At 56.6% G+C, this 23,064-nt stretch carries 23 protein-coding genes and 1 other RNA gene; 17 read left to right on the top strand and 7 right to left on the bottom strand.

The window, feature by feature from the left end; translation table 11 throughout:
* The first annotated feature begins 15 nt into the window (after positions 1 to 15).
* Entirely contained in the window at positions 16 to 897 is an 882-nt protein-coding gene (gene rsmI, locus NUV55_RS10335; RefSeq protein WP_296672682.1) for a 16S rRNA (cytidine(1402)-2'-O)-methyltransferase, read from the top strand.
* 59 nt (positions 898 to 956) lie between these two features.
* Here the strand turns inward: rsmI and egtD are convergent, their stop codons facing one another.
* On the bottom strand, positions 957 to 1,940 hold the full coding sequence (egtD, locus tag NUV55_RS10330; RefSeq protein ID WP_296672680.1) for an L-histidine N(alpha)-methyltransferase: 984 nt from the start codon (positions 1,938 to 1,940) through the stop codon (positions 957 to 959).
* A complete protein-coding gene (gene egtB / locus NUV55_RS10325) occupies positions 1,937 to 3,241 on the bottom strand; it encodes an ergothioneine biosynthesis protein EgtB (protein WP_296672679.1) in 1,305 nt (434 codons plus the stop codon). The genes egtD and egtB overlap by 4 nt, the downstream gene beginning before the upstream one ends.
* Before the next feature lie 538 nt (positions 3,242 to 3,779).
* Between egtB and NUV55_RS10320 the strand changes: the two genes are divergently transcribed.
* The 9 genes from NUV55_RS10320 to NUV55_RS10280 all read left to right on the top strand — a co-directional run bounded on the left by NUV55_RS10320 (position 3,780) and on the right by NUV55_RS10280 (position 12,457).
* Entirely contained in the window at positions 3,780 to 4,181 is a 402-nt protein-coding gene (locus tag NUV55_RS10320; RefSeq protein WP_296672677.1) for a hypothetical protein, read from the top strand.
* A gap of 84 nt (positions 4,182 to 4,265) precedes the next feature.
* Positions 4,266 to 5,519, top strand: a complete 1,254-nt coding sequence (locus tag NUV55_RS10315; protein WP_296672675.1) for a YeeE/YedE thiosulfate transporter family protein — start codon at positions 4,266 to 4,268, stop codon at positions 5,517 to 5,519.
* A gap of 93 nt (positions 5,520 to 5,612) precedes the next feature.
* Positions 5,613 to 7,223: a tetrathionate reductase family octaheme c-type cytochrome gene (locus NUV55_RS10310; RefSeq protein WP_296672672.1), complete on the top strand. Its 1,611-nt coding sequence runs from the start codon at positions 5,613 to 5,615 to the stop codon at positions 7,221 to 7,223.
* Between the two features lies 1 nt (position 7,224).
* Positions 7,225 to 7,830 carry a cytochrome b/b6 domain-containing protein gene (locus NUV55_RS10305; RefSeq protein WP_296672670.1) on the top strand — a complete coding sequence of 202 codons (606 nt, stop codon included), beginning with the start codon at positions 7,225 to 7,227 and terminating at the stop codon, positions 7,828 to 7,830.
* Positions 7,831 to 7,980: 150 nt separating this feature from the next.
* Complete coding sequence (locus NUV55_RS10300) at positions 7,981 to 8,598, top strand: MEKHLA domain-containing protein (protein WP_296672668.1); 618 nt, start codon at positions 7,981 to 7,983, stop codon at positions 8,596 to 8,598.
* An 84-nt stretch (positions 8,599 to 8,682) separates the two neighbouring features.
* The gene (locus NUV55_RS10295) at positions 8,683 to 9,327 is read left to right on the top strand and encodes a DsbA family protein (protein WP_296672666.1); all 645 of its coding nucleotides are present in this window, start codon (positions 8,683 to 8,685) and stop codon (positions 9,325 to 9,327) included.
* 486 nt (positions 9,328 to 9,813) lie between these two features.
* Positions 9,814 to 10,956 (top strand): AAA family ATPase, encoded by a 1,143-nt coding sequence (locus NUV55_RS10290; RefSeq protein ID WP_296672664.1) that lies wholly within the window; start codon positions 9,814 to 9,816, stop codon positions 10,954 to 10,956.
* A gap of 255 nt (positions 10,957 to 11,211) precedes the next feature.
* Entirely contained in the window at positions 11,212 to 12,045 is an 834-nt protein-coding gene (locus NUV55_RS10285) for a D-hexose-6-phosphate mutarotase (protein ID WP_296672663.1), read from the top strand.
* 118 nt (positions 12,046 to 12,163) lie between these two features.
* On the top strand, positions 12,164 to 12,457 hold the full coding sequence (locus NUV55_RS10280; protein WP_296672662.1) for a TusE/DsrC/DsvC family sulfur relay protein: 294 nt from the start codon (positions 12,164 to 12,166) through the stop codon (positions 12,455 to 12,457).
* Between the two features lie 65 nt (positions 12,458 to 12,522).
* Here NUV55_RS10280 and NUV55_RS10275 read toward each other — a convergent pair whose 3' ends face one another.
* The 3 genes from NUV55_RS10275 to NUV55_RS10265 all read right to left on the bottom strand — a co-directional run bounded on the left by NUV55_RS10275 (position 12,523) and on the right by NUV55_RS10265 (position 16,212).
* Positions 12,523 to 12,831 carry a hypothetical protein gene (locus NUV55_RS10275; RefSeq protein ID WP_296672659.1) on the bottom strand — a complete coding sequence of 103 codons (309 nt, stop codon included), beginning with the start codon at positions 12,829 to 12,831 and terminating at the stop codon, positions 12,523 to 12,525.
* Between the two features lie 190 nt (positions 12,832 to 13,021).
* Positions 13,022 to 15,517 carry an FtsX-like permease family protein gene (locus NUV55_RS10270; protein WP_296672658.1) on the bottom strand — a complete coding sequence of 832 codons (2,496 nt, stop codon included), beginning with the start codon at positions 15,515 to 15,517 and terminating at the stop codon, positions 13,022 to 13,024.
* 2 nt (positions 15,518 to 15,519) lie between these two features.
* On the bottom strand, positions 15,520 to 16,212 hold the full coding sequence (locus tag NUV55_RS10265) for an ABC transporter ATP-binding protein (RefSeq protein WP_296672656.1): 693 nt from the start codon (positions 16,210 to 16,212) through the stop codon (positions 15,520 to 15,522).
* Between NUV55_RS10265 and NUV55_RS10260 the strand changes: the two genes are divergently transcribed.
* Positions 16,211 to 16,864 (top strand): arylesterase, encoded by a 654-nt coding sequence (locus NUV55_RS10260; RefSeq protein ID WP_296672653.1) that lies wholly within the window; start codon positions 16,211 to 16,213, stop codon positions 16,862 to 16,864. The genes NUV55_RS10265 and NUV55_RS10260 overlap by 2 nt on opposite strands.
* 58 nt (positions 16,865 to 16,922) lie before the next feature.
* On the opposite strand, the gene NUV55_RS10255 is transcribed toward NUV55_RS10260, so the two are convergent.
* Positions 16,923 to 17,570 carry an adenylate kinase gene (locus tag NUV55_RS10255; protein ID WP_296672652.1) on the bottom strand — a complete coding sequence of 216 codons (648 nt, stop codon included), beginning with the start codon at positions 17,568 to 17,570 and terminating at the stop codon, positions 16,923 to 16,925.
* A gap of 378 nt (positions 17,571 to 17,948) precedes the next feature.
* Between NUV55_RS10255 and NUV55_RS10250 the strand changes: the two genes are divergently transcribed.
* Complete coding sequence (locus NUV55_RS10250) at positions 17,949 to 18,986, top strand: FAD:protein FMN transferase (protein ID WP_296672651.1); 1,038 nt, start codon at positions 17,949 to 17,951, stop codon at positions 18,984 to 18,986.
* Positions 18,987 to 19,004: 18 nt separating this feature from the next.
* Here NUV55_RS10250 and NUV55_RS10245 read toward each other — a convergent pair whose 3' ends face one another.
* Positions 19,005 to 20,102, bottom strand: a complete 1,098-nt coding sequence (locus NUV55_RS10245; RefSeq protein ID WP_296672649.1) for a phosphotransferase enzyme family protein — start codon at positions 20,100 to 20,102, stop codon at positions 19,005 to 19,007.
* Between the two features lie 114 nt (positions 20,103 to 20,216).
* Here NUV55_RS10245 and NUV55_RS10240 point away from each other — a divergent pair, with 114 nt between their 5' ends.
* From NUV55_RS10240 to mraZ, 5 genes are all read left to right on the top strand, one after another.
* Complete coding sequence (locus NUV55_RS10240) at positions 20,217 to 21,005, top strand: dienelactone hydrolase family protein (RefSeq protein WP_296672647.1); 789 nt, start codon at positions 20,217 to 20,219, stop codon at positions 21,003 to 21,005.
* A gap of 7 nt (positions 21,006 to 21,012) precedes the next feature.
* Complete coding sequence (locus NUV55_RS10235) at positions 21,013 to 21,399, top strand: hypothetical protein (protein ID WP_296672646.1); 387 nt, start codon at positions 21,013 to 21,015, stop codon at positions 21,397 to 21,399.
* Complete coding sequence (locus tag NUV55_RS10230; RefSeq protein WP_296672644.1) at positions 21,308 to 21,916, top strand: 2OG-Fe(II) oxygenase; 609 nt, start codon at positions 21,308 to 21,310, stop codon at positions 21,914 to 21,916. The genes NUV55_RS10235 and NUV55_RS10230 overlap by 92 nt, the downstream gene beginning before the upstream one ends.
* 43 nt (positions 21,917 to 21,959) lie before the next feature.
* Positions 21,960 to 22,318, top strand: an RNA gene (rnpB, locus tag NUV55_RS10225) — RNase P RNA component class A.
* Between the two features lie 273 nt (positions 22,319 to 22,591).
* The gene (gene mraZ, locus NUV55_RS10220; protein WP_296672643.1) at positions 22,592 to 23,059 is read left to right on the top strand and encodes a division/cell wall cluster transcriptional repressor MraZ; all 468 of its coding nucleotides are present in this window, start codon (positions 22,592 to 22,594) and stop codon (positions 23,057 to 23,059) included.
* Positions 23,060 to 23,064: the final 5 nt, after the last annotated feature.

The raw sequence follows: 23,064 nt of genomic DNA, 5'->3' as shown, positions 1-23,064 counted from the left end.
GAATGCGCGAAGAAAATGAGTCATAGCGCTTCAATAAACCAAGGCACGCTCTACGTCGTGGCCACGCCGATCGGCAATCTCGAAGACATGGCGCCGCGTGCCGTGCGGACGCTGTCGGAGGTCGATCTGATCGCCGCCGAGGATACGCGCCACAGCGGCAAGCTTTTGCGGCATTTCGGTATTGGCACCAAGACGGAAGCCATCCATGAGCATAACGAACGCAACCAGGTTCCCAGACTAATCGAAATCCTGAAGGGCGGTAAGTCTATCGCATTTATCACCGACGCGGGTACCCCGCTGGTGAGCGATCCGGGTTTTCATCTGGTGCGCGCCGCCCGACAGGCGGGCATTCGCGTGACACCCGTGCCCGGCGCCTGCGCCGCTATTGCCGCCTTGTCCGCCGCCGGTTTACCTTCCGACCGTTTCGTGTTCGAGGGGTTCCCGCCGGCCAAATCGGTCGCGCGTCGAGCCGTGTTTGAGAAGTTGTGCGAGGAAGGCCGCACGCTGATTTTTTACGAAAGTCCGCATCGCATTCTGGAAAGCCTGAAGGACATGAGCGAGGTTTTCGGGGATGGGCGCGAAGCGGTGCTGGCGCGTGAACTGACCAAGCAGTTTGAAACCCTGCATTCCGCAACTCTGGCGGAACTTCTCGAATGGGTTGGCCGCGATGCGAACCAGCAGCTGGGCGAATTCGTGATTCTTATACATGGTGTACCACGTGTGGAACAAAGTGCCGTGGATGAAGAAACCGGGCGCGTGCTCAAAATCCTGCTGGAAGAGCTGCCCGTCAAGCAGGCCGCGGCGTTAGCCGCCAAAATTACCGGACTTAAAAAAAACAAACTCTATGAACACGCCCTGGCGCTCAAGAGAGACGGCCAGGAAACTTCTGAAATATAAATATTCTCCGAAGGGCATGCAGAACTCACGGAGGGAAATCCCAGAACCGGATAGATGTCTCAGGCCGCGCGCGGACGGGACCGGGAAACGACACTCAGGTAATGAACGCTGAAAAGATGCGCCGAGTCCAGCCACGCCTGACGTGGCCGCAGACCGGCGCCACGTGCGAGTACATGAAATTCCTCCAGCGTATATTTATAAGAATTCTCGGTGTGGATGCTTTCTCCCGGTTCAAAATGGAAACGCCGTCCGAGCAGGCGGATGTCCTGCGCACGGCGGCTGATCAGATGCATTTCGATGCGGCCACGGGCGGTGTTGTAAAATGCGCGGTGCCTGAAACCCTGCGGATCGAGTTCGGCGCCGAGTTCATCGCGCAGGCGTAGCAGCAGATTGAGATTGAATTGCGCGGTGATGCCGGCGCTGTCGTTGTAGGCCGCGTGCAATATCTGCGGGTCCTTCTTGAGATCGACGCCGATCAGCAGGGCGCCGTCGGGTTGCACCAGGCGACGCACCCGCTGCAGAAAAGCCAAAGCGTCATGCGGCTCGAAATTGCCGATGGTCGATCCCGGAAAGAACGCGAGTTTTTTCCCCTCCCCCGCGCCTCCGGGCAATTCAAAATCCTGCATGAAATCGGTGCAAGCCGCCTGCACCTCAAGCCACGGGTAATCGTGTGCCAGGCGCTGCACGGATTGCCGCAGGAATTCACGCGAGATGTCGATGCCGAGATAGCGGCGCGGCCGTACCGCTTCGAGCAGCAACCGGATTTTCTTGCTGGCACCGCTGCCAAGCTCAATCAGCGTTCCGTCCGGCCCGGACAGGCGCGCCACCTCGTCGGCGCAGGATTCCAGAATTCCCATCTCGGTGCGCGTCGGGTAGTACTCGGGTAATTCGCAGATGGCATCGAACAGGCGCGAGCCGCGCTCGTCGTAGAAGAATTTCGGCGCGATGCGCCGGGGTCGTGACGCCAGCCCTTGCAGGACTTCTTCCAGCATTGTCGCCGGTGCCGGATGGTCGTCGTAGAAGCGAATGGCGCGTTGGTTCATCGGTCGTCCGCCAGGCGGATGCCGGAAAACTGCCAGCGGTCCGCGGGATAGAAGAAGTTTCGACAGCTCGCGCGCACATGATCCGCGGGCGTGACGCACGACCCGCCGCGCAAGACCAGCTGGTTGACCATGAATTTGCCGTTGTATTCGCCGAGCGCGCCCGCGGCAGGCCGGTAGCCGGGATAGGGCGCATAGGCGCTGCGGGTCCATTCCCATGCGTCACCATACAGTTGTGCCGGTCTTTCTTCGCCGGTGACGGGCGCCGGGTGCAGGTAGCCTGATTCGCGCAGGTTGCCGCGCAACGCTTCCTGATTCGCGATCACCTCCCACTCGCCCTCGCTCGGCAGACGTTTCCCGGCCCAGCGCGCGTAGGCATCGGCCTCGTAGAAACTCACATGACACGCCGGCTCGTGTTCGTTCAGTTCACGCATGCCCGCGAGTGTAAAAACTTGCCAGCGGGCGCCAGCCTTTTCCCAGTAAAGCGGCGCCTGCCAGGATTTCTCGCGTGCGGTGCGCCAGCCGTCCGCGAGCCAGTATTCCGGACGCTGATAACCACCGGCCTCGATAAATTCAAGAAATTCGCCATTCGTAGTCAGACGCGAGCCCAGCGCATAAGTTGCCAGTAACACGCGATGACGTGGCGTCTCGTTGTCAAAGGAAAAACCATTCCCGTCATGCCCGATTTCCTGCACACCGCCGGGCTGTTCGATCCATGCCAGCGACGTGGTCGTGCCAGTGTCAGTCTTCGGCAGATCGGACCGGTAAGCCGGCCTGAGCGGATTGATCGAGAGGTTGTATTTGATATCCGTCAGGAACAGTTCCTGATGTTGTTCTTCGTGATGGCAACCGAGGCTGACACGCTCCGCCACTTCGGGCCAGTGGGCCTCTTCCGCCGAGGCCAGCAAGGCCGCCATGGCCGCGTCGACTTGCGCGCGGTAACGAAGAACTTCCTCCGTCGTGGGTCGTGAAATCAGCCCGCGCTGCGCGCGCGGGAACGGCTGACCGACCTGTTCATAATAGGAGTTGAACAGGTGCTCGAAATGAGGATGGAATGGCTGGTAACGGGAAAGAAAATACTTGAGCAGGAAAGTTTCAAAGAACCAGGTGGTGTGCGCGAGGTGCCACTTGGCTGGGCTGACCTCCGGTATTGCTTGCAGGTTGTAATCGTCCGGCGCCAGCGGCTGGCACAGCGCCTCGCTCATGCGCCGTACGGTGGTGTAGCGTTCTGCCAGGGTTTCCCGGGGTGACAGGGAAATACCGGCGGAGGTTTTATTATTTGGACTGACGCGTTGCGGGCTCATCAGCGCCTCCCTGCGATACGATCTGGCATTGAAGCACAGCCACCGAGGATTTCAAAACCAGCTATCAATATTCAAATAACGTTACATTCCGTATGGATTGATAATGCTGGAAGCTGGCGATTAATTTATTTCTGACGCATGCATGAGCATTTTCCGGTCACATCAGCGGAGTGCGTGGCCGCTATTGCCAGAATGTGACAACATTTGACTCTTGAATGAATTATCTATCTCAAGATCAATCCGCCTTCGGTCCGACAATGTATCGGCTCAGTTGTTCTCAAGCATTTCAGGGCGCATGAAAATAATGCTGTGCGTGAGAATCAGTCGGAAAATCTAAATACCAAGTAAATTCGTCGGGATTACTGATCTCGGTCATAAATCCAATTGATGGAGAAATGCATACTGCAAAACATGAGGTAACATGAGTAATTTGCGCAAGATCAATTATTAGTATTTCATTCTATGCTTATATTCAATCGCGGCAAGTCAGAATATATTTGGCGACCAGACAGATCGGAAATTTAAGAGGAGAACGTCCATGAAACACATAGTCGCTTGGCTCATTGTTACAGCAACCGTTGGTGTCACGTTTGCCACCAGCGCACAGGCCTACGATGGCGACTGGAAGCGGGGCCGTGTTTACTTCCGCCAAGTCTGCACCAGCTGTCACCTTTCCACGTCCGGCAAAACCATCTCGCCGGCTGACAGGGTCAAGGCTGACTGGAGCGCCTATCTGAAGGCTGACAAACACGATGTCAAAGGCAAGACCAACCACTCGGTGAAGTATTACTCCAGCCGCGAATACCGCAAGAGCATCGTGGGCGCAAATAAAGCCGCCGAGAAATACCTGGATGTTCCGGATGCCGAATTGCAAGCTGATATCATGGCCTTCGTACTTTACGGCGCGAAAGATTCCGACAATCCGTCCCGCTGTCAGTAACAGCGCCACACGGGGACCGCGTTTCATAAACGAAGATCGGTTCCCGGATTGTTCAGACCGGGGGAAACTAAGATGAGCAACGGTGTGGAAACAGGAAACGGAGTGGGTTCAGTCACCCAGTCGCGATGGCTGTCGGGGTTGCGCGCCGACTACGAGCACATATTCGTCGACAGCTGGTCGCCCTATGTCGGTGCCATCTTGATGGTGTTGATCATTGCGGTGCTTATGGTCAGCGGATTGTTCTGGGGTATTTACGGCGGTCTCAAATTGTGGGGCGACTGGATCAACTGGTCGCTCGGTCTCGGCCCTCTGCTGAACATGAAGTCCGCCCCCGAGAGTCCGCTTCTCGACCGGATGTCGCTGATGAACATGACCCTGGTGCTCGGGGCGTTCGCCGCCGCGCTGATGTCGCGCCAGTTCGCGTTTAATCGTGCACCAAAACTGGAGTACATCTGGGGTGCGCTCGGCGGAACGTTCATGGGCATCGGCGCCACACTCGCGGGTGGCTGCACCACCGGCGGATTCTTCACACCGGCCATACACTCTTCTCCCGCCGGTTGGGCCATGTGGGCAGGATTGATTCTCGGCGCGCTGGTGGGGTTGAAGTTGCTGTTGTGGACCATGGAGCACATCACCTGGGGCACCAAAGGCCTGCCGCCGAAGCACGCACCGTTGCGTGCCTGGCATCCCTTGATTGGAGTTCTGATTATCGTTGCCGTCGGCGTGTGGGCCACCAGCTGGATCAACAGCCCGAACGAAAAGCTGGCTGCCCGCGCCATCCTGGTGCTGGCCGGATTGGCGATGGGCTTCGTACTGCACCGGTCGCGCATCTGTTTTGCACGCGCGTTCCGCGAACCGTTCATGACGGCCGAGGGTGAAATGACCAAGGCGATCATTCTCGCGCTCGCTATCGCAATTCCACTGGCGTCGCTTTTGTTCCAGAAAAAAATCATCGACCCGTATCTGGGAATACCGGCGACGTTCTGGATCGGTTCGCTGCTTGGCGGGGCGATTTTCGGCATCGGCATGGTTTTCGCCGGAGGTTGCGCTTCGGGCGCTTTGTGGCGTGTCGGTGAAGGTCATCTGAAGCTGTGGGTGGCGGTGCTGTTCTTCGCGTGGTCCGGTTCGGTCTTTTCCGGAATTCTAAGATACTGGCAAGTGATGACACCCGAGATGTCGCTTGACCTGGTGGAGGTTACCAAGGTCGGCACACAGGTCTATCTGCCCGAATGGCTCGGTGGCTGGTCGTATGCCTATCTGATTGCATTGGGTGTGTTGCTCGCCTGGTATCTATGGGTTCGCTATAACGAATCGACTGAGAAATTCACCATTGTGTAATGAGCGCGGGCGGCAATGTAAGCCTGGAATGGCGTTTCGTAGCAGGCACAGCAAACGAAGCTGACGGGTGACATGAGAATATAAGGAGGCTGCATGAATAACAGGCGTGGCTGTCGATTTGGCGCGACGATAATCGGTATCTGGCTGACGGTGCTTGGCCTCCTGTTCAGCGGCGCGGCGCTGGCCGTGTCCAAGACCACCACCGCCGACCACTCCAAGTTCAAGGAGCTGCAGAAAACCTTCGCCTCCGGCCCCGAGGTGACCAAGGCCTGCCTCGCTTGCCACACTGAGGCGGCCAAGCAGGTTCACCGTACCAAGCACTGGACCTGGGAGTTCCTGAACCCCGACAGCAGCCAGCGGCTCGGCAAGAAGAACGTCATCAATAATTTCTGCATTTCCGTTGCTTCGAATTACGCCTTCTGCACGGCTTGCCACGTTGGCTACGGCTGGAAGGACGACAATTTTGATTTCAAATCGGAAGCCAATGTCGATTGCCTGGTGTGCCATGACACCACCGGCAAGTACCGCAAGTTGCCGGGCCTGGCCGGTCATCCGGCCTACAAGGAGATGGAACTGCCGCCCGGTTCCGGCAAGATCGTCAAGCCGGTTGACCTGACCCAGGTCGCACAGAAGATCGGGAAAACCAGCCGCGATACCTGCGGCGGATGTCACTTCTTCAGCGGTGGCGGCGACGGCGTCAAGCACGGTGACCTGGACAGCTCACTAACCGTTCCGGATCACGAGCTCGACGTACACATGGACGCCGCCGGGCTGGATTTCACCTGCGGCACCTGCCACCTCACTTCGGCGCATGATATTCCGGGCAGTCGTTACGTACCCACGGCGAAAGATACCGAAGGTCGCCACCTCCGCGGCAAGGTCTCGAAAGGCAATCCGGCCACCTGTGTCGCCTGTCATAGCGACAGACCGCACTCACTCAAGGAAGCCAGGCTCAACGACCACGCACGCAAGGTCGCCTGTCAGACATGTCACATCCCGACAATCGCACGTGGCGGTGTGGCGACAAAAATGATCTGGGACTGGTCTACCTCGGGCAAGATGGACGAAAAGGGAAAGCCGATCGTCAAGAAGGACGAGAAGGGCCATGTCATCTACGACAGCAAGAAGGGCGACTTCGTGCTCGGTGAGAATGTCGAACCAGAGTATCAGTGGTTCAACGGCAAGGTTCGTTTCACTTTGATCACCGACAAGGTCGACAAGAGCGCTGGCGTCACGCCGATTAATCGTTTTGACGGCAGCCCTGACGACGGCAAATCGTTGATCTGGCCGGTCAAAGTGTTCCGCGGCAAGCAGCCGTTCGACCCAGTGAACAACACGCTGGTCAAGCCGCATACGGCGGGACAAGACACCACCGCTTACTGGACGAATTTCGGATGGGATAAGGCCATCACCGTTGGCATGGCCAGTGCGAAGGCGCCATACTCCGGCAAGTATGACTTCATCGAGACCGAAATGCGCTGGCCCATCACGCATATGGTGGCGCCGAAAGACAAGGCACTTGCCTGTATCGAATGCCACCGTGCTGACGGACGCCTGAAAAACATCGCCGGAATCTACATGCCGGGGCGCGATTCCCATGGCTGGCTCGATCTCCTTGGCGGGGGCGCGGCATTCTTCGCCTTGCTCGGGGTGATTGGCCACGGTTCTCTGCGCATCTTCAGCAATCGCAAGGGAGGGAAATAACATGGCAGCCGAAAGAATCTATATTTTCAGGCGCTTCGAGCGGTTCTGGCACTGGGCGCAGGCGGCAACGATTATCTTCCTGTTGCTCACGGGGTTCGAGGTGCATGGCGCCTACAAACTTTTCGGTTTCGGCACGGCGGTGAACCTGCACACCATAGCCGCCTGGACGCTGATTACGCTGTGGGTGTTCGCTGTGTTCTGGCATCTAACCACCGGCGAATGGAAACAGTACGTTCCAACGCTCGAAAAGGTTGGCGCCATGTTCAATTATTATCTGACCGGCATCTTCACCCGTGCGCCGCATCCGTTCCGCCAGACCACGCTGCGCAAGCACAATCCGCTGCAGCGCCTGGCCTACCTGTTTTTCTGGCTGGTGATATCGCCGGTAATCTGGTTTTCCGGCTGGTTTTACCTGTTCTATGGCCAGTGGGCGGAGTTGGGCGTGGCCGGTTACCTTTCGCTGGAATGGGTGTCGTTCTTCCATGTGCTGGGCGCCTACATGATCCTGATATTTTTCATCGCCCATGTTTATCTCGCTACTACCGGTCACACACCGACCTCCCACATCAAGGCCATGATTACCGGCTGGGAGGAAGTAGAAGATTGATATCGGGAGTTGTTTTATCAGAGGATTTGACGGGCGGTGTTGCCGCCCGTTTTGTTTTCCGTAGCGTGTATGTCTCTATGTTAGGATTCCTCGTCAATTGGTGTAATGGCTGCGCCAGGAAAAATCACCTCACGAGCATGCACGCGAATCATGTCTAATTTTTTTGTAGTGGGAATTGTTCTGAACATTGTGCTCACCGGCTTGGCGCTGTATTGGTTGTGGCGCCAGCGGGTGCCGAAGATTCGCAAGAATGGAGGGGGTAGAGATAAGAAGAATGGCGCACAATCCGGTCACGCAGGATTCCGCGAGCCGGACGTAAGTAACGATTTTCTTTCATCTCATGTATCGCTGTTGGTAAACAGTTTTCGTCACTGGACTGGTCGCAATCTGGTTGATTCCGGGATGTCTCCGCTGCAACAGGCGAGGGCAATTCACGAAGCACCGTTCGTGGTGGCCTCGCACGGTACCGAGACCGATCCGATTTTCAATTATGCCAATCGTGCGGCACTCGCGCTTTTTGAAGCCGGATGGAATGATTTCACATCTACTCCTTCGCGCCTGTCAGCGGAACCGATGGAGCGCGAGGAGCGGGCACAACTGCTGGAACGTGTGAGGCGCCAGGGCTTCACTGACGATTACAGTGGAATTCGCCTCTCCGCCACCGGCCGGCGCTTTCATATCCAGCGTGCCACCGTATGGAACGTTATGGATGCGCACGGCAAGCCGTCCGGGCAGGCGGTGTTGATACACGAATGGGAATATCTTTAACCCCTGGAAAGAAGTTGATGTGGTTCATAAGTTATCAGTGCGGGTGTAGGCTATTGTTGATTTACGCGCTGAAGGAAAGCTCCAATGCCGACACAACGGATCCTGTGGTATTTCGCCGACCCCATGTGTTCGTGGTGCTGGGGCTTCGCGCCCGTGATCAGCGCGATCAAGGAGGCCTATTCCGACCGCGTGAAGATAGCCCTGATGCTGGGCGGGCTCCGACCGGGCACGACCGAACCCATGGCGCTAAAATCACGCGAAGAAATTCTGCATCACTGGCAGGATGTGCACCGCATGACGGGCCAGCCCTTCACTTTCGAGGGCGCGATGCCTGAAGGATTTGTCTACGATACTGAACCACCCAGTCGCGCGGTGATCGCCGTGGCTGACATTAATTCCGAGGCTATCTTTCCCTATTTCAAATCGGTGCAGGAGGCATTTTATGCGCTCGGGCGGAATGTCACCCAGCCAGAAACACTGGCAGAGCTGGCAGAGCAACATAATATAGAGAGGACGGTGTTCCTCGATCGGTTTCGATCTGACGAAATGCAGAAAAAGACGCAAACACATTTTCAGATCGCCCGCGAATCCGGAGTGCGTGGATTCCCGACCGTGGTTTTGCAAGACGGAGCTACCGGCACGCTTTTGACCAACGGCTACCGTCCGTTCGATGAGCTGCAACCTGCCATCGACCAGTGGTTGTCACAGCCGGAAAGGCAGGATGAATAATCCGCGTCGCGCTTGGAAAATTTCCCAGAGCAGTCGTACAGTCCGGCTCATCCCGGCTCATCTCGTGCAAGCGTCTTGTTATTCCTTGACTTTTGACAGCGAGTCCATAAACTTTCTCGCCATCTGCTCCCTTGGAGGTTCAACGGATTGACCAACTCGGGTTTACTAACAGCAACACCAGTGCGTCCCGCACGACGGGGAGGTGGCCTGTTCGCCACCACGTAACCGATCCGGTTACTCCGTTACGCTCCTTGCAAGAGCGATATCCTTCCCGCTTTTTTCATTTCGTCTTTTTTTCCAAACTATCCAGTAGCCGTCGTCCCGGAGAATCTCCCGGGAGGGGGTTATTACATTCGATTTTCCTTCAATCCGAACTGCCTGGCGCTATACCTTGGCAGCGAATGCCGAATCTAAACCGATATCAAAACCAAGGGAGCGAATTACCGCTCTCTTTTTTATTGGCCGAAGGCCGGAGGTATCAGTCTCATGAAAATCATTGCCGTTGCCAATCAGAAGGGTGGTTGCGGGAAAACCACTACCGCTATCAATCTCGCTGCCTGTCTTGGAAAAAAAGAACAGCGTGTATTGTTACTGGACCTGGACCCGCAGGGCCACTCCTCGCTGGGATTCGGTGTATACAACGAGGACGCGCGCGATTTGTATGATGTTTTAACCGGGGAAATCGGTATCGAAGATATTATTCTGCCCAATGTTTTCACCGGCGTGGATGTGGCCCCAGCGACCAAGATGCTCGCCGCGGCGGAACATCTGCCGGTTCGAAGCGATGAGCGCGACATTCAGCTTGAGAAACACTTGGCGCCGATCCGCGATCGCTACGACTATATCGTTATCGACTGCCCACCCTCAATGGGGCTGCTCTGCTTCAATGCGCTGACGGCGGCGGACCTGGTGCTGATCCCGATCGAGATGAGTCTGTTTGGCATGCACGGCATCGACCGGATGTACGAAATCATCCGTGAGTTGCGTGAACGCCATGGACGTAAAATTCCTATCCGTGTTCTGCCCACGTTGGTCGACAGTCGCACGCGCCTGTGTCGGCAGTTTTTGCATGAGGTGGGAGAGCGCTTTGCCGATGATGTGCTGTCCGTCATGGTGCAGTTCACGGTGCGGCTTAAAGAGGCCGTGCGCCAGGGTGTGCCGATCATTGCCTATGACCCGACTTCGACTGTTGCCGTGCAGTACGATCGGCTGGCGAATGAGCTGATGTTTATTTTGCAGGACCCTGCGGCGGCAGTGGGTGAAAGCGAAAGCGAGACCTTGTCGCGCCTGACCGCGATGAAGCGCGCCTTCGAAGAAGCCAGGTCGCGTCTCGCTGGGCATGGCGGAAGACAAAAGGTGGTGTTGCGCTTTTACGATTTCAACGGCAGGGATGTGAAGCTCGCTGGAAGTTTCAATGACTGGCGGCCGGATCAAGGCATCGTTACCCGTACGGAAAACGACTTTGTGGAAAAAGTTGTCATGTTGATGCCCGGCGCATATCAGTATCGTTTAATTGTTGATGGCATCTGGCAGGAGGATCCCTCCAATCCCGAACAGGTGCCGAATTATTCAGGTGGATTCAATTCGGTCTTGCAAGTGGAGGAAGAACAGGAAACGGCCAGCGCCTAGTGGCGGCGCCTGCAGAAATTTGACTCGCCATTCCTCTTGCAGGACGACTGACTGATCACATGCCGGGCGGTCCCGGCCGCTAGGCACGGTGGATGAAGTCGTTACAATGGCCGCGCATGATTAACTTCACTCATCGATTATTTTCAGCGAATTCCGGGCGCAACCCCTCGCATGGCTGATTTATCTGCTTTAAACCTGCGTTTTGGTCTGTCTGGACAGATTTCTTTCAAGGAAATGCCAGGTGGCCTGGCTGTTATGGAAGTGATTAATGCCCATGCCAGTGCCACCCTTGCCCTGCAAGGTGGGCATATCATGAGCTGGCAGCCGAAATCGGAAACCGAGCCCGTGGTGTGGCTATCGCGCGCCGCCAATTTTACTCCCGGGAAATCTATTCGCGGTGGTGTGCCGGTGTGCTGGCCATGGTTTGGGACACACGCGACAGATCCCAAGCGACCGACGCATGGGTTCGCTCGTACCGTGCCATGGGAAGTGACCGCCACGCGCGCACTCGATAACGGTGCAACTGAAATAGCGCTGACTCTGGTGGAAACAGATCAGACGCGCACCATGTGGCCACATCGGACAAAGTTATCTATTACCATCACCGTGGGGCCGAGACTCAAGATTGCGCTTGCCACCGACAATCTCGGGAATGAAGATGCAGTCATTGGTGAGGCCTTGCATGCTTATTTTCACATTGGTGACATTGCTGATATCCGCATCGGCGGGTTGGAAGGTTGTGACTACCTCGACAAGGTGGGTGGCGGCAATGTGCATCGCCGCCAGGACGGACCGGTGGTTTTCTCCGCAGAGACAGACCGGATTTATTCGAATACCGATGCCGAGTGCGTGATTGAAGATCCGCGCTTGAAGCGTCGCATCCATGTAGCGAAATCGGGTAGTTACTCAACCGTGGTGTGGAATCCCTGGACCGAGAAGGCCAATAAAATGGGTGATTTTGGCCCGGATGGCTGGCGCGGGATGGTTTGTGTTGAGAGCGCTAACGCGGCGGAAAATGTGGTGACAATCAGGAAAGGCAGCCGTCACACGCTCGCGGTGGAATATTGGACGGAAAAATACTCAGGGTAATCTGCAAACACCTATTTCTTTAAAAGTTGATTCTTTTGCTATGTTATTGCATGATAATTAATCAGCTTAAACAGAGATGCTTGGTATTCGGTTTGGTTTTTTTTGAAGAGAGGTTGTAATGGAAATTCCGCAACGTGATGGTGATGGTTACTTGATTGATCGAGACGCGTGGACACCGGAAATTGGCCGCGCCATGGCGGAGGTCGATGGTGTAGCGCTTGATGACCTGAAGTGGTCGCACATCACGAAAGCGCGTGATTATTACGAAGAGTTTAGCGTGGTGCCGCCGATTCGAAAATTCGCGAAGTTCATCGAGGAGGATCAGAAAGACCTGTTCAAGCTCTGGATGACCGGCCCGATGAAACCGATCACCAAGTACGGTGGCCTGCCTAAACCGACGGGTTGTGTTTGATGTGCACCGGTAAAGCTTTGTGAATGATGCCTGAAACAAAAACCCCGCCAGTTGGCGGGGTTTTTTTATTTTGCGGCCAGAGCGGCGGCGGGTTTTCTTCCGCGCGGGCTCCAGATGGATTGCCCCGTTACTCCGCGGGTGTTCAACTGCTCGGCACATTGCGTGGCATAGGCAATAACGTCCTTGCGTGATCCACAACGCTGTCCGGTGATGGTAGAGCGGCCGCTTTCAAGCACATAGCGGTACCAATCCTGTCCCTGGCCCCCGTCCGGTGCGTCGGTTTTTTCCACGCGTGCCACTTTAAACGGGCGCGGCATGGAGGGTCGGCTGGCTTTTGCTGTAGCAGTTGTCGTGTCAGTCATTTTCTGAACCATGGGCCTGTTCCGCGGTAAAACGGCGGAAGTGTTAGTTAAAAGTGTTTCCAACAGGGAAAACGCAACAAAACAGCCACCCAGAACTGGAAAAAGCCCGGGTAGCCTTGAAAAAAACCATTATACCACAATGATTTCCCTGATGGGACCCCTCCAGGAATTTTTTAGGAAAGCGTATCCCGTGATTGTCATGTCAAAGTTCGCGCAGGATAGTCAGTGGACTTTGGCGCACCACGCGGCGCGTGCCCCAATAACCGGCCAATCCGATTAATAATCCCCCCAGGAACGGCGCGGCGAGCCATACCGGCCACTTGAAACTGTATTCGAGTTCAAAAGCACGCGTATAGAGCACATAGGCTATGAGTTCCGTGCCAATCGCGGCGAGCAGGCCGGCGAGCAGGCCGAGCACGGAGAATTCAGCGAAGTGCGCGGCCCGTAGCTGTTGCCGGCGTGCACCGAGCGTGCGCAGCAGCGCGCCTTCGTAAAAACGCTCATCCAGGCTGGTGGCCAAAGCGGCGAACAGGACTGCAAATCCGGCGGCCAGCACAAACAGCAGCACCAGTTCCACGGCGGCCGTCACCTGCGCGAGAATGGTCCGCACCTGCGACAGCACCTGATCCATCTCGAGCACCGTTATTGCCGGAAAGGCGCGGACCAGCGAAGTCAGCTGCGGCTTCTGGTCCGGTCCCAGATAAAAGCTCGTGAGATAAGTGGCGGGGAATGTATCGAGCGTTCCGGGAGGGAAGATCATGTAGAAGTTGGGATGGAAGGAATCCCATTGGACCGTGCGGATATTTGCCACGCGCGTCCGCAGCTCAGCCCCGGCAATTGAAAACGTCAATTCATCTTCAAGCTTGACCCCCAGTTTTTTGGCGAGCTTTTCCTCGACAGAAACCCGATTGTCGGGTGCGGTGCGGTCCCACCATGTTCCATGCACGATCCGATTGTCAGACGGCACGGTATCGGTCCACGTGAGATTGAGCTCGCGCTGGATCGCTTCATTGCCCGATTCTTCTTTTGTGACTGCCTCGACCACCGGTTTGCCATTGATCCCGGTCAGGCGGCCGCGCACCATGGGGTAGAGCGCGTTTGCCGGGATCCGGTGTGTCGTAAAGAATTTCTCCACGGCCGTCACGTCCTGCGGCAGGATATTGAATGCAAAATGATTCGGCGTATCGGGCGGCAACTGTGTCTCCCAGGTGTTCAGCAGATCGGTGCGCAGCAACGCGATCACCGCCATCGCCATGAGCGCGAGCCCGAAGGCAAGGATCTGGCCGATGCTCGTTTGCGTACGGCGCCACAGATTGTTCAGCCCGAAACGCCAGGCCACACCGACACGCTGGTGCACGCGACGGCTGAAGACCAGCAGCGCGCCGGCAATAGCCGCCAGTGCGAGGGACGCCGCGAGGCTACCGGCCAGCACTGAAGCCGTGAGGAGCAAGCTGCCGGTGTGGCGCCACATCAGTATCAGTATTGCCGCGCTGGCGGAGCCGTACACAAACCACGCTGTTGGCGGCAACGGCGCCAGCTCGCGGCGTATGACCCGCAGCGGTGGCACCTGCTGCAAGCGTAGCAACGGCGGTAACGCGAAGCCGGCGAGCGCCAGTAGACCGGTGAAGAATCCGAACATCACCGGCGCGATCCCGGCGGCCGGCAGACGCATGGGTCGCAGGTCCTTGAGCAAATAAAAGATGGCTTCCTGTGTGAGCCAGCCGGATAGACAGCCAATGGCGCTCGCGATCAGCCCAAGCAACAGGAATTGCGGCACAAACAACGCTACAAGATCCCGTTGCGTGGCGCCAAGACAACGCAACATGGCGCTGACATCAAAGTGGCGTTCACTGTAGCGTCGTGCCCCCATGGCAATCGCCACCCCTGCCAGGATCACGGCCAGCAAACTGGTGAGGCCGAGATAACGTTCGGCGCGTCCCAGTGCGCGGCCAAGGGAACTGCCGCCATCGCGCACGTCGAGCAATTGATGATGTGGACCAAGACGGGTCTTGAGCCATTCCTTGTAGCGCGCCAGATCATTGTCAGTACCGGCGAACAGGTAACTGTAAGTTACGCGACTGCCGGGTTGAATCACTCCCGTGCGACCGACATCATCCCCGTGTATCAGCACGCGTGGCGCGAGAGTGAAAAAACTTCCGCCGCGTCCCGGCTCATAAGTGAGAACACGTGTAACGGTGAACGCCGCGCTGCCGATTTCAATGCTCGCGCCGACGGTCAAACCCAGCGACTGCATGATGCGTGGCTCGACCCAGGCAGTGCCGGGCGTGGGTATTTCACTGGTTGCCGTTTCCAAGGCATGCAAGGCAAGCGCCGTCCGCAAAACCCCGCGCAGGGGATAACCTGCCCCGGCGGCCTTGAGGCTGGCGAGCTGCAATTTTTCGCCATGCACGACCACGCTGGCGAAGTCGAGTGTTTCTGTCTCGCGCAGGTTGTAATCGGCGGCGGCCTTGAGCCAGGATTTCGGCACCGGCTCAGTGCTCGTCAAACGCAGATCCGCCCCGAGCAGGTCCGCCGATTGATAGGTCATGGCACGATTCAGTCGATCACTGAAAAAGCTGATGGCGGTGACCGCGCCCACGGCAATCACAATGGCGGCGGCCAGAATGCGCAACTCACCGGCACGCCAGTCGCGCATCAGCAGGCGCAACGCCAGCGGGAACAGGCGCAAGCTGTGCATGGTCAACAATCCTTCACGATGCGGCCGGCATCCAGATGTATATGGCGTTCGCAGCGTGAAGCGAGGCTTTCATCGTGCGTCACCAGCACCAGCGTGGTCTGCAGTTCCCGATTGAGATCGAAAAGCAGGTCGATAACGCGCGCGCCGGTGGCGCTGTCGAGATTGCCGGTGGGCTCGTCGGCAAACAGGATCGCGGGCTTGATCGCGAAGGCGCGCGCTATCGCCACGCGCTGCTGTTCGCCGCCTGAAAGCAGACGCGGATAATGCGAAAGCCGTTCACCGAGACCGACGCGTTCGAGCAGTCCCCGGGCGTCATTTTCAGGGTCATCGAATCCGGCCAGTTCAAGCGGCAGCATGACATTTTCCAGAGCGGTCAGGCCGGGAAGCAGTTGAAAACTCTGGAACACGAACCCGACACGTCCGGCACGCACGCGTGCCCGCCCGTCTTCATCGAGCCGGTCGAGGCGCTCGCCGGCAAGCATCACCTCGCCTTGCGTGGGGGAATCGAGACCGGCCAGCAGCCCGAGCAGGGTGGATTTGCCTGAGCCCGATACGCCGATAATTGCCACACGTTCACCGGTCTTGATCTCAAGATTCACACCCGACAAGATGTCGAGAAAGCCCTCGGCGGTACTAACCCGCTTCGAAAGATGGGTCGCGGAAACCATGATTCCATTATTAAGGTGTGCAGGCATGCGTCGTATCTTGTTGACAGTACTGTTGTTGGTCGGTTTGTTTCCCCTGTCCGCCGCGGCGCGCACACTGCTCGTGGTCGGCGACAGCCTGAGCTCGGCCTATGGCATGGAGGTACAGTCCGGCTGGGTGGTCTTGCTCGGCATGCGCCTCAAGCAGGAAAACCTCGATTACCGGATCGTTAACGCCAGCATCAGCGGCGACACCACGGCGAATGGTCTGGTGCGGCTCCCCAAACTCCTGGCCCAACACAAACCCACCCTTGTCATCATTGAGCTCGGTGGCAACGATGGTCTTCGCGGACTCTCGCTGGAGCAGATGAAACATAATATCAGCATGATGGTTACGAAGGCCAAGCGCCCTGGCGCGAGTGTGTTATTGGTCGGCGTGCAGCTCCCGCCCAACTATGGCAAAACATACACCGAAAGGTTCCAGGCCATCTACCGTGAAATCGCGGCCGAACAGGGCGTAGCGCTGGTACCGTCCCTGCTGGAGGGAATCGCCACCCGCAACGACCTCATGCAGCCGGATCGGATTCATGCCAGCGCCAGGGCGCAGCCGCGCATGCTGGAAAATGTCTGGGCGCATCTGCGCCACTTGCTTGAGTCAGAACCACGTAGCGTGCCAGCTGACCGTTATGTGGGTGGGAAATAAAAAGGCCGGTGTCTGTCCGCCTTGGTGCGACAGACACCGGCCTTTTCGTTTTCAGCGATTACTTGCCGAGTTTCTTCTTGATGGCGTCGATCACGGCTTCGCTCGAGGTGGCGCTGACGGTCAGCAGCATGCCTTCTTTTTCATAGAAACCGATGAGCGGGGCGGTTTTCTTATTATAAGTATCGAGCCGGTGGCTGATGGCGGCCTCGGTCTCGTCCTCGCGTTGCACTATGGGGCTGCCACACTTGTCGCAAATGCCCTCCTTCTTCGGTGGCATGCTTTTGACGTTGTAAATCGCCTGGCACTTGGTATTGGAACAGGTACGGCGGGTGGTGAGGCGGTCGAGGATGACGTTGCGCGGCACGTCGATGTTGACCGCCATCTCGAGTTTGATGCCGCTATTCACCAGCAGTTTTTTCAGGGCCTCGGCTTGGGGAATAGTGCGCGGGAAACCGTCGAGCAGGAAACCCTTTTGGCAGTCGGGTTCCTGCAGGCGCTTTTCCATGATGCCCATGATCAGTTCATCCGGCACCAGATCACCGCGATCCATGTAGGCCTTGGCCTGTTTGCCGAGATCGGAACCGGCCTGCACCGCGCCACGCAGGATGTCGCCGGTGGAAATCTGTACCGAGCCGTCCAGCTGTGTCAGTTGCTTCGCAACCGTGCCCTTGCCCGCACCCGGGGCGCCTAACAGTATCAACTTCATGATTATTCCTCTCTTTAGTGAGCCAATATGAAATCGTGAAATCCGCTAGCGGCCACGTCAGCCCGGCCGCGAAGGGGCGCATTTTGCCCTTGGTTTGCCGCCAAGATCAACAGGAAATATCGGAAATTTCCCCCCTATACCGCGATTCGTCAGCTGCGCCCGGTTGATTGGCGTGGAATCTCTTTTGCCGGGATTAAATCTGAATTTCCGGAGTTCCTGACATAGAGGCCAGATCGTCCGATAGTCGTGTAACTGAAGGCGGGGGAAGCCCGGCTCCAATACTCTACAATCAGGGCAGATACCGGTTTTACCGGTACCAGAAACTCATCTACTTGGCCGGCAAGACTCTATTAATCGAACGGACATGATTAGTCGAATATGTCTGATAAAGCATTTTTTACCTTTTTGCTGAAAGTCGCACTGCTCTGCGTCCCGTTGCCAATGGGGGCAGCGTTGGCGCATGCGCAATGGCTGACCGGTGAAGAAGCCATTATGGGTACGGCGATACGTGTCGAGCTGTGGGCGGACGACAAGGCAACGGGCGAGGCCGCCATCGCCGCGGTGATGGAGGAGATGCACCGAATCGACAGGGAAATGAGTCCGTACAAGCCGGAAAGCGAATTATCACGGATCAACCGCGAGGCGGCGAAAAGTCCCGTGCCCATCAGCGCAGAAATGTTCGATATCCTGTCGCGCTCAATTGAATTCTCGAAACTCAGCGGCGGGGCATTTGATATTACTTTTTCCAGCGTTGGTTATTTGTACGATTATCGCCATCACATAAAACCGACGGACAAGGAAATCGAGAGAGCCCTGCCCGGGATTAATTATCGCCACATACTGCTTGATGCAAAAAAGCAAACGGTCAAATTCGCACGCCCCGGCGTGCGCATTGACCTCGGAGGCATCGGCAAAGGCCATGCGGTGGATAACGGGATCGCGTTGCTGAAGAAACGCAATATTACGCAGGCGATCATCACGGCCGGTGGCGACAGCCGTGTCATTGGCGACAGAGGAGGCAGGCCGTGGATGGTGGGTATTCGCGATCCGCGCCGGAAAGATAATGTGGTTGCCGTGATACCCCTGATCAACTCGGCTATTTCAACCTCGGGGGACTACGAGCGCTACTTCGAAATCGATGGGGTGCGATATCACCACATCATTAATCCAAAGACTGGCCGCTCCGCCACCGGTGTGCACAGCGTGTCGGTGATTGGCCCCGACGCCACCACCACGGACGGCCTCACCAAGCCGGTGTTTATTCTCGGTCCGGGAAAGGGTTTGCGCCTGATCGAATCCATCCCGGGGATCGATGCCGTGATCATCGATGTGGACGGCAAGATGTTCTACTCTTCGGGTTTACAGAACAGAAAACGTGAACTATTTGTACCCGCCGAATCTTCTCCGACTCAATAATGCATGTCTTAAGGCGGGTTACCCCGTGACCAGGCTTGCGATTAGCGCCTTGATCGGTCGTTCATGTTCCTCGATGCTGGCGGTCAGGCGGAACTGTGTCAGCGCCCGGTGCAGGTTCTGTCCCGCCCATTCGGTCTTGAAATAATGATTTCCTTCCAGATGGTCGGTGAGAAAACGTAGCCCCAGCTCGAAGGGAATGAGACGGATAGCGTCATATAAATAGTCGTAGTCATGCTGTGTCAGGAAGCCCCGGGTTTCAGCCAGATAATTTTTCAGAATTGCCTGCCCGATGCTGAGATCGAAGTGTACGGCAGTGATCTCTCTGGGCGATTCGCCGGCAGGGTTGGCGCATGAGCGCAGGCAGTCGCCAACGTCATAATGAATCAGCCCCGGTTGCACGGTGTCGAGATCGATCAGGCTTGCTGCCTTGCCGGTCTGTATGTCGAATAGAAAATTGTTGAGCTTGGTATCCCCGTGGATCGCTCTTACAACCAGTTTTCCCTCGTGTCTGGCATTCTCCAGGACGCGCGTAAGGCTCTCATGCCCTTGCGCGAACGACAAACCATGAAGCAGCTCGCGACTCGCCTCAGACTGGCGCGGCCGGGCCGAGGCTTGCAGGAAGCGCGCAAAATACCCAGGGGCATCGTGAAAACCCGGAAGCGTCTGATGCAGCCGCACAGGATCGAGGTCGTGGATGAGCGCATGGAAGCGGCCGAGGGCAAAACCGATTTCCTCGGCCTGTGCGATATTGCAGATGTTGTCATACGTGCGTGTATGCTCGATAAATTCCTGCGCGCGCCAGAATCCACCCTTGGCATCGATTGTGAAATTCCTGCCGTCGCGGGCCATTAATATTTCGGGCAGACGCAGCGTACGTCCACTGGCGCTGTCAGTTGCGGCGCGTTGACGAACATGTTCGGCCAGCACGCGCAGGTTTTCCATGATGCGCTCGGGTCGCGGGAAGACGTGACGGTTAATCCGCTGCAAAATGATCTGGCGGCCGGTATCGGTGGTGACGAGAAAAGTATCGTTGATCAGTCCCAGTCCATACGGCTGGATGGCGGTGATATTCCCGTTCGGAACGAATCGGCAGGCAATGTCTTTCTCAATGGGCATGATGGATTTGACGGGCAAGCCGGCGCGGCATTAGGCTGAGTCTAGCGTCTCGAGCATTTCGGCGAAATGTCCAAGGCAATTTTCCAGGCAATAGTTACGACAAGGAGACAGGTCATGCGGAGACTTTTATTTACAGTCCTGACAGCTTTCATCGGGCTGGCGTCGGCGCAGGCGGCGATCAAGGGAGTACCGGTCGAATACAAGTCGAATGGCACGGTTCACAATGGCTATCTGGTGTATGACGATGCCATCATGGCCAAGCGCCCGGGCGTGCTGGTGATCCACGAGTGGTGGGGACACGATGAGCACGCACGCAACAGCGCCCGCAAGCTTGCCGAGGCCGGCTATGTGGCGCTGGCGCTGGACATGTACGGCGACGGCAAACAGGCGCATCACCCCGACGATGCCGGTAAGTTTTCCGGCGAGGTGCGCAAGAATCAATCACTGATGAAATCGCGCTTTCAAGCCGGTATGAAACTCCTTGAAAAACAGTCGCGCGTTGATAGCAAGCGCCTGGCCGCGATCGGTTACTGTTTCGGTGGCAGTGTGGTGCTGGAAATGGCGCGCGCCGGAGAAAAATTGCGCGGTGTGGCAAGCTTCCATGGGGGTCTGGCGACCGAAAATCCGGCCAAGCCGGGGAAGATCAAGGCCAAGGTGCTGGTAATGAACGGGGCGGAGGATCCTTTCGTGCCGGCGGAGCAGATTGCGGCCTTCAAGAAAGAAATGGAAAGCGCCAAGGCTGACTACAAGTTTGTCAACTACCCGGGCGCCAAGCATAGCTTCACAAATCCCAACGCCGACGCCAATGGCGCCAAGTTTAAATTACCGCTGGCCTATGACGCCCAGGCCGATCAGGCTTCATGGTCCGATCTGCAATCGTTCCTGAAGCTTGTCTTTAACTGATTGATTAATGCGCTTCGCGACAGATCTGGTTTGCTGGAAATGCGGTGCTTCCCTGGCCGAGTTGCCATTGCCTTTGAGCCGTGAGGCGGAATGCCCCCAATGTCGCGCCTATCTGCACTGTTGTCGGTTATGCCAGTTTTTCAATTCGAACGTGGCGGAGCAGTGCGACGAAGACCGCGCCGAGGAAGTGCTCAACAAGGAAGGTGCGAATTTCTGCGACTGGTTCAAGCCGCGTCCCGAGGCGCACCGCCCGCGTGGCGCGGGAAAATCACAGGCGGCCAAGGCCAGACTCGATGACTTTCTTGGCGGCACCCAAACCTCCGACGACAACGCGGATACAGCGCGGGATAAACTCAGTGATCTTTTCTCCCCCGGAAAGAAATCCGGAAAATAATGGAAGTTCGGCGTTCTATAAACTCGGTGAATGCCAGGATTGTGAGGCGCTGAATGCGACGCTGCTTGCCCGCATTGAGTTGTTGACTGAGAATGAAATATTCCATCGGAATCATTTCCTGGGTGGTCGCTACGAGAACCTCTATGTTGTGCTCGATGCAATCCCGGAAATGCGCGTGATTCTGGACTTGGCGACAGCACAGGCCGCACACATCCTGGACCAGCCAAAGAAAGAACTCGTTATTGGCTGGTGGCTCAATATCATGCGACCGGGAGATTATACGTACCCGCATACGCATGACGACGCAGATGAATTGCTTTCGGGCGTTTATTACATAGTCGTGCCGCCCCGATCAGGGAAGTTATTGCTGACGAAGGGCTCACAGCGTGCAGAAGTTGAGCCCCGGGCGGGGCGAATCGTGTATTTCAAGCCTGATGTACTGCACGAGGTTATGCGCAACGAATCCGACGGCTCCCGAATATCCATCGGATTTAATGTGGGGCCAGTACAGACTTGAGGTTTTCGGAAACGAATCGGCAGTGACTGGTATAATAGTCACTGGAGTTGGCCAGGCAGCCGCTGCCCGCCCACGTTCGCGTGGTCGAGTGGAGGAAAGTCCGGGCTCCGCAGGGCAGGGTGCCAGGTAACGCCTGGGCGGCGCGAGCCGATGGAAAGCGCCACAGAAAATATACCGCCGAAGTCCGAAAGGGCTGGTAAGGGTGAAATGGTGCGGTAAGAGCGCACCGCGCGGGTGGTAACATCCCGTGGCAGGGCAAGCCCCACCCGGAGTAAGGCCAAATAGGGGAACGATAGTGCTGCCCGCACTGTTCCCGGGTAGGCCGCATGAGGCGCTTGGCGACAGGCGTCCCAGATGAATGGCTGTCCACGACAGAACCCGGCTTAACGGCCAACTCCTTTTTTCACTTTAAGTTAGTTCTATAATTTTTTGTTTTTAATGCAGTTTTTAGTCTCACTTCCGCCTACAAATGCTATCGCATTTGCCCTAAAAGCGCTCCACCTCGCATTCATCCCCCAAAGTTTCATCTTTTGTCACTAACTCACTGTCCTGCAAAGAAGAAATCTTTAATAAATAACAGTTTTGTCTTGACACTCCTTATCGCTGCTATCTATAGTGTCACTAAGTGGATAAATGTGGTTTTTTGTGGATTACAGCGGGAAATAGCGGGGAAAAATGTTTCGCGGTGTCAATACATTGTCGCTCGACAGCAAAGGTCGCATGGCCATCCCGACGCGTTATCGCGATCAACTGGCGCGCGCGTGCAACGGCCAGATGGTGCTCACCATCAATGCCCTCGATAGCGATCACTGCCTGCTGCTGTATCCGCAACCGGAGTGGGAGGAGATCGAACGCAAAATCATGAAGCTCTCGAGTTTTAACAAGCAGACGCGCAAGTTGCAGCGCATGCTGGTTGGTCACGCCACTGAATGCGAAATGGACGGCAACGGACGCATTCTGCTGGCTCCGCCGCTACGTGAATTTTCGGCATTGAACAAAGACGTTGTGCTGATTGGTCAGGGCAACAAATTCGAGATATGGGACGACGCCACATGGAATGCGCGTCGCAGTGAATGGCTCCAAGATGAAGGCAAGGACGGCGAAGACAAGCTGCCGCCCGATCTCGAATCGCTCTCGCTTTAGAAACA

Origin of the sequence: Sulfuricaulis sp. (genome assembly GCF_024653915.1) — a bacterium.
Taxonomy (GTDB): Bacteria; Pseudomonadota; Gammaproteobacteria; order Acidiferrobacterales; family Sulfurifustaceae; genus Sulfuricaulis.
This window is presented reverse-complemented; position numbering and strand designations above follow the sequence as displayed.

What these genes read in the sequence shown, in the direction of transcription:
- NUV55_RS10240 (WP_296672647.1), top strand. Translation starts at nt 20,217, where the DNA reads ATGCGGAGACTTTTATTTACAGTCCTGACAGCTTTCATCGGGCTGGCG.
- NUV55_RS10310 (WP_296672672.1), top strand. Translation starts at nt 5,613, where the DNA reads ATGAATAACAGGCGTGGCTGTCGATTTGGCGCGACGATAATCGGTATC.
- NUV55_RS10270 (WP_296672658.1), bottom strand. Translation starts at nt 15,517, where the DNA reads ATGCACAGCTTGCGCCTGTTCCCGCTGGCGTTGCGCCTGCTGATGCGC.
- NUV55_RS10305 (WP_296672670.1), top strand. Translation starts at nt 7,225, where the DNA reads ATGGCAGCCGAAAGAATCTATATTTTCAGGCGCTTCGAGCGGTTCTGG.
- egtD (WP_296672680.1), bottom strand. Translation starts at nt 1,940, where the DNA reads ATGAACCAACGCGCCATTCGCTTCTACGACGACCATCCGGCACCGGCG.
- NUV55_RS10300 (WP_296672668.1), top strand. Translation starts at nt 7,981, where the DNA reads ATGTCTAATTTTTTTGTAGTGGGAATTGTTCTGAACATTGTGCTCACC.
- NUV55_RS10275 (WP_296672659.1), bottom strand. Translation starts at nt 12,831, where the DNA reads ATGGTTCAGAAAATGACTGACACGACAACTGCTACAGCAAAAGCCAGC.
- mraZ (WP_296672643.1), top strand. Translation starts at nt 22,592, where the DNA reads ATGTTTCGCGGTGTCAATACATTGTCGCTCGACAGCAAAGGTCGCATG.
- NUV55_RS10245 (WP_296672649.1), bottom strand. Translation starts at nt 20,102, where the DNA reads ATGCCCATTGAGAAAGACATTGCCTGCCGATTCGTTCCGAACGGGAAT.
- NUV55_RS10235 (WP_296672646.1), top strand. Translation starts at nt 21,013, where the DNA reads ATGCGCTTCGCGACAGATCTGGTTTGCTGGAAATGCGGTGCTTCCCTG.
- NUV55_RS10280 (WP_296672662.1), top strand. Translation starts at nt 12,164, where the DNA reads ATGGAAATTCCGCAACGTGATGGTGATGGTTACTTGATTGATCGAGAC.
- NUV55_RS10295 (WP_296672666.1), top strand. Translation starts at nt 8,683, where the DNA reads ATGCCGACACAACGGATCCTGTGGTATTTCGCCGACCCCATGTGTTCG.
- egtB (WP_296672679.1), bottom strand. Translation starts at nt 3,241, where the DNA reads ATGAGCCCGCAACGCGTCAGTCCAAATAATAAAACCTCCGCCGGTATT.
- NUV55_RS10285 (WP_296672663.1), top strand. Translation starts at nt 11,212, where the DNA reads ATGGAAGTGATTAATGCCCATGCCAGTGCCACCCTTGCCCTGCAAGGT.
- NUV55_RS10320 (WP_296672677.1), top strand. Translation starts at nt 3,780, where the DNA reads ATGAAACACATAGTCGCTTGGCTCATTGTTACAGCAACCGTTGGTGTC.
- NUV55_RS10260 (WP_296672653.1), top strand. Translation starts at nt 16,211, where the DNA reads ATGCGTCGTATCTTGTTGACAGTACTGTTGTTGGTCGGTTTGTTTCCC.
- NUV55_RS10290 (WP_296672664.1), top strand. Translation starts at nt 9,814, where the DNA reads ATGAAAATCATTGCCGTTGCCAATCAGAAGGGTGGTTGCGGGAAAACC.
- NUV55_RS10255 (WP_296672652.1), bottom strand. Translation starts at nt 17,570, where the DNA reads ATGAAGTTGATACTGTTAGGCGCCCCGGGTGCGGGCAAGGGCACGGTT.
- NUV55_RS10265 (WP_296672656.1), bottom strand. Translation starts at nt 16,212, where the DNA reads ATGCCTGCACACCTTAATAATGGAATCATGGTTTCCGCGACCCATCTT.
- rsmI (WP_296672682.1), top strand. Translation starts at nt 16, where the DNA reads ATGAGTCATAGCGCTTCAATAAACCAAGGCACGCTCTACGTCGTGGCC.
- NUV55_RS10250 (WP_296672651.1), top strand. Translation starts at nt 17,949, where the DNA reads ATGTCTGATAAAGCATTTTTTACCTTTTTGCTGAAAGTCGCACTGCTC.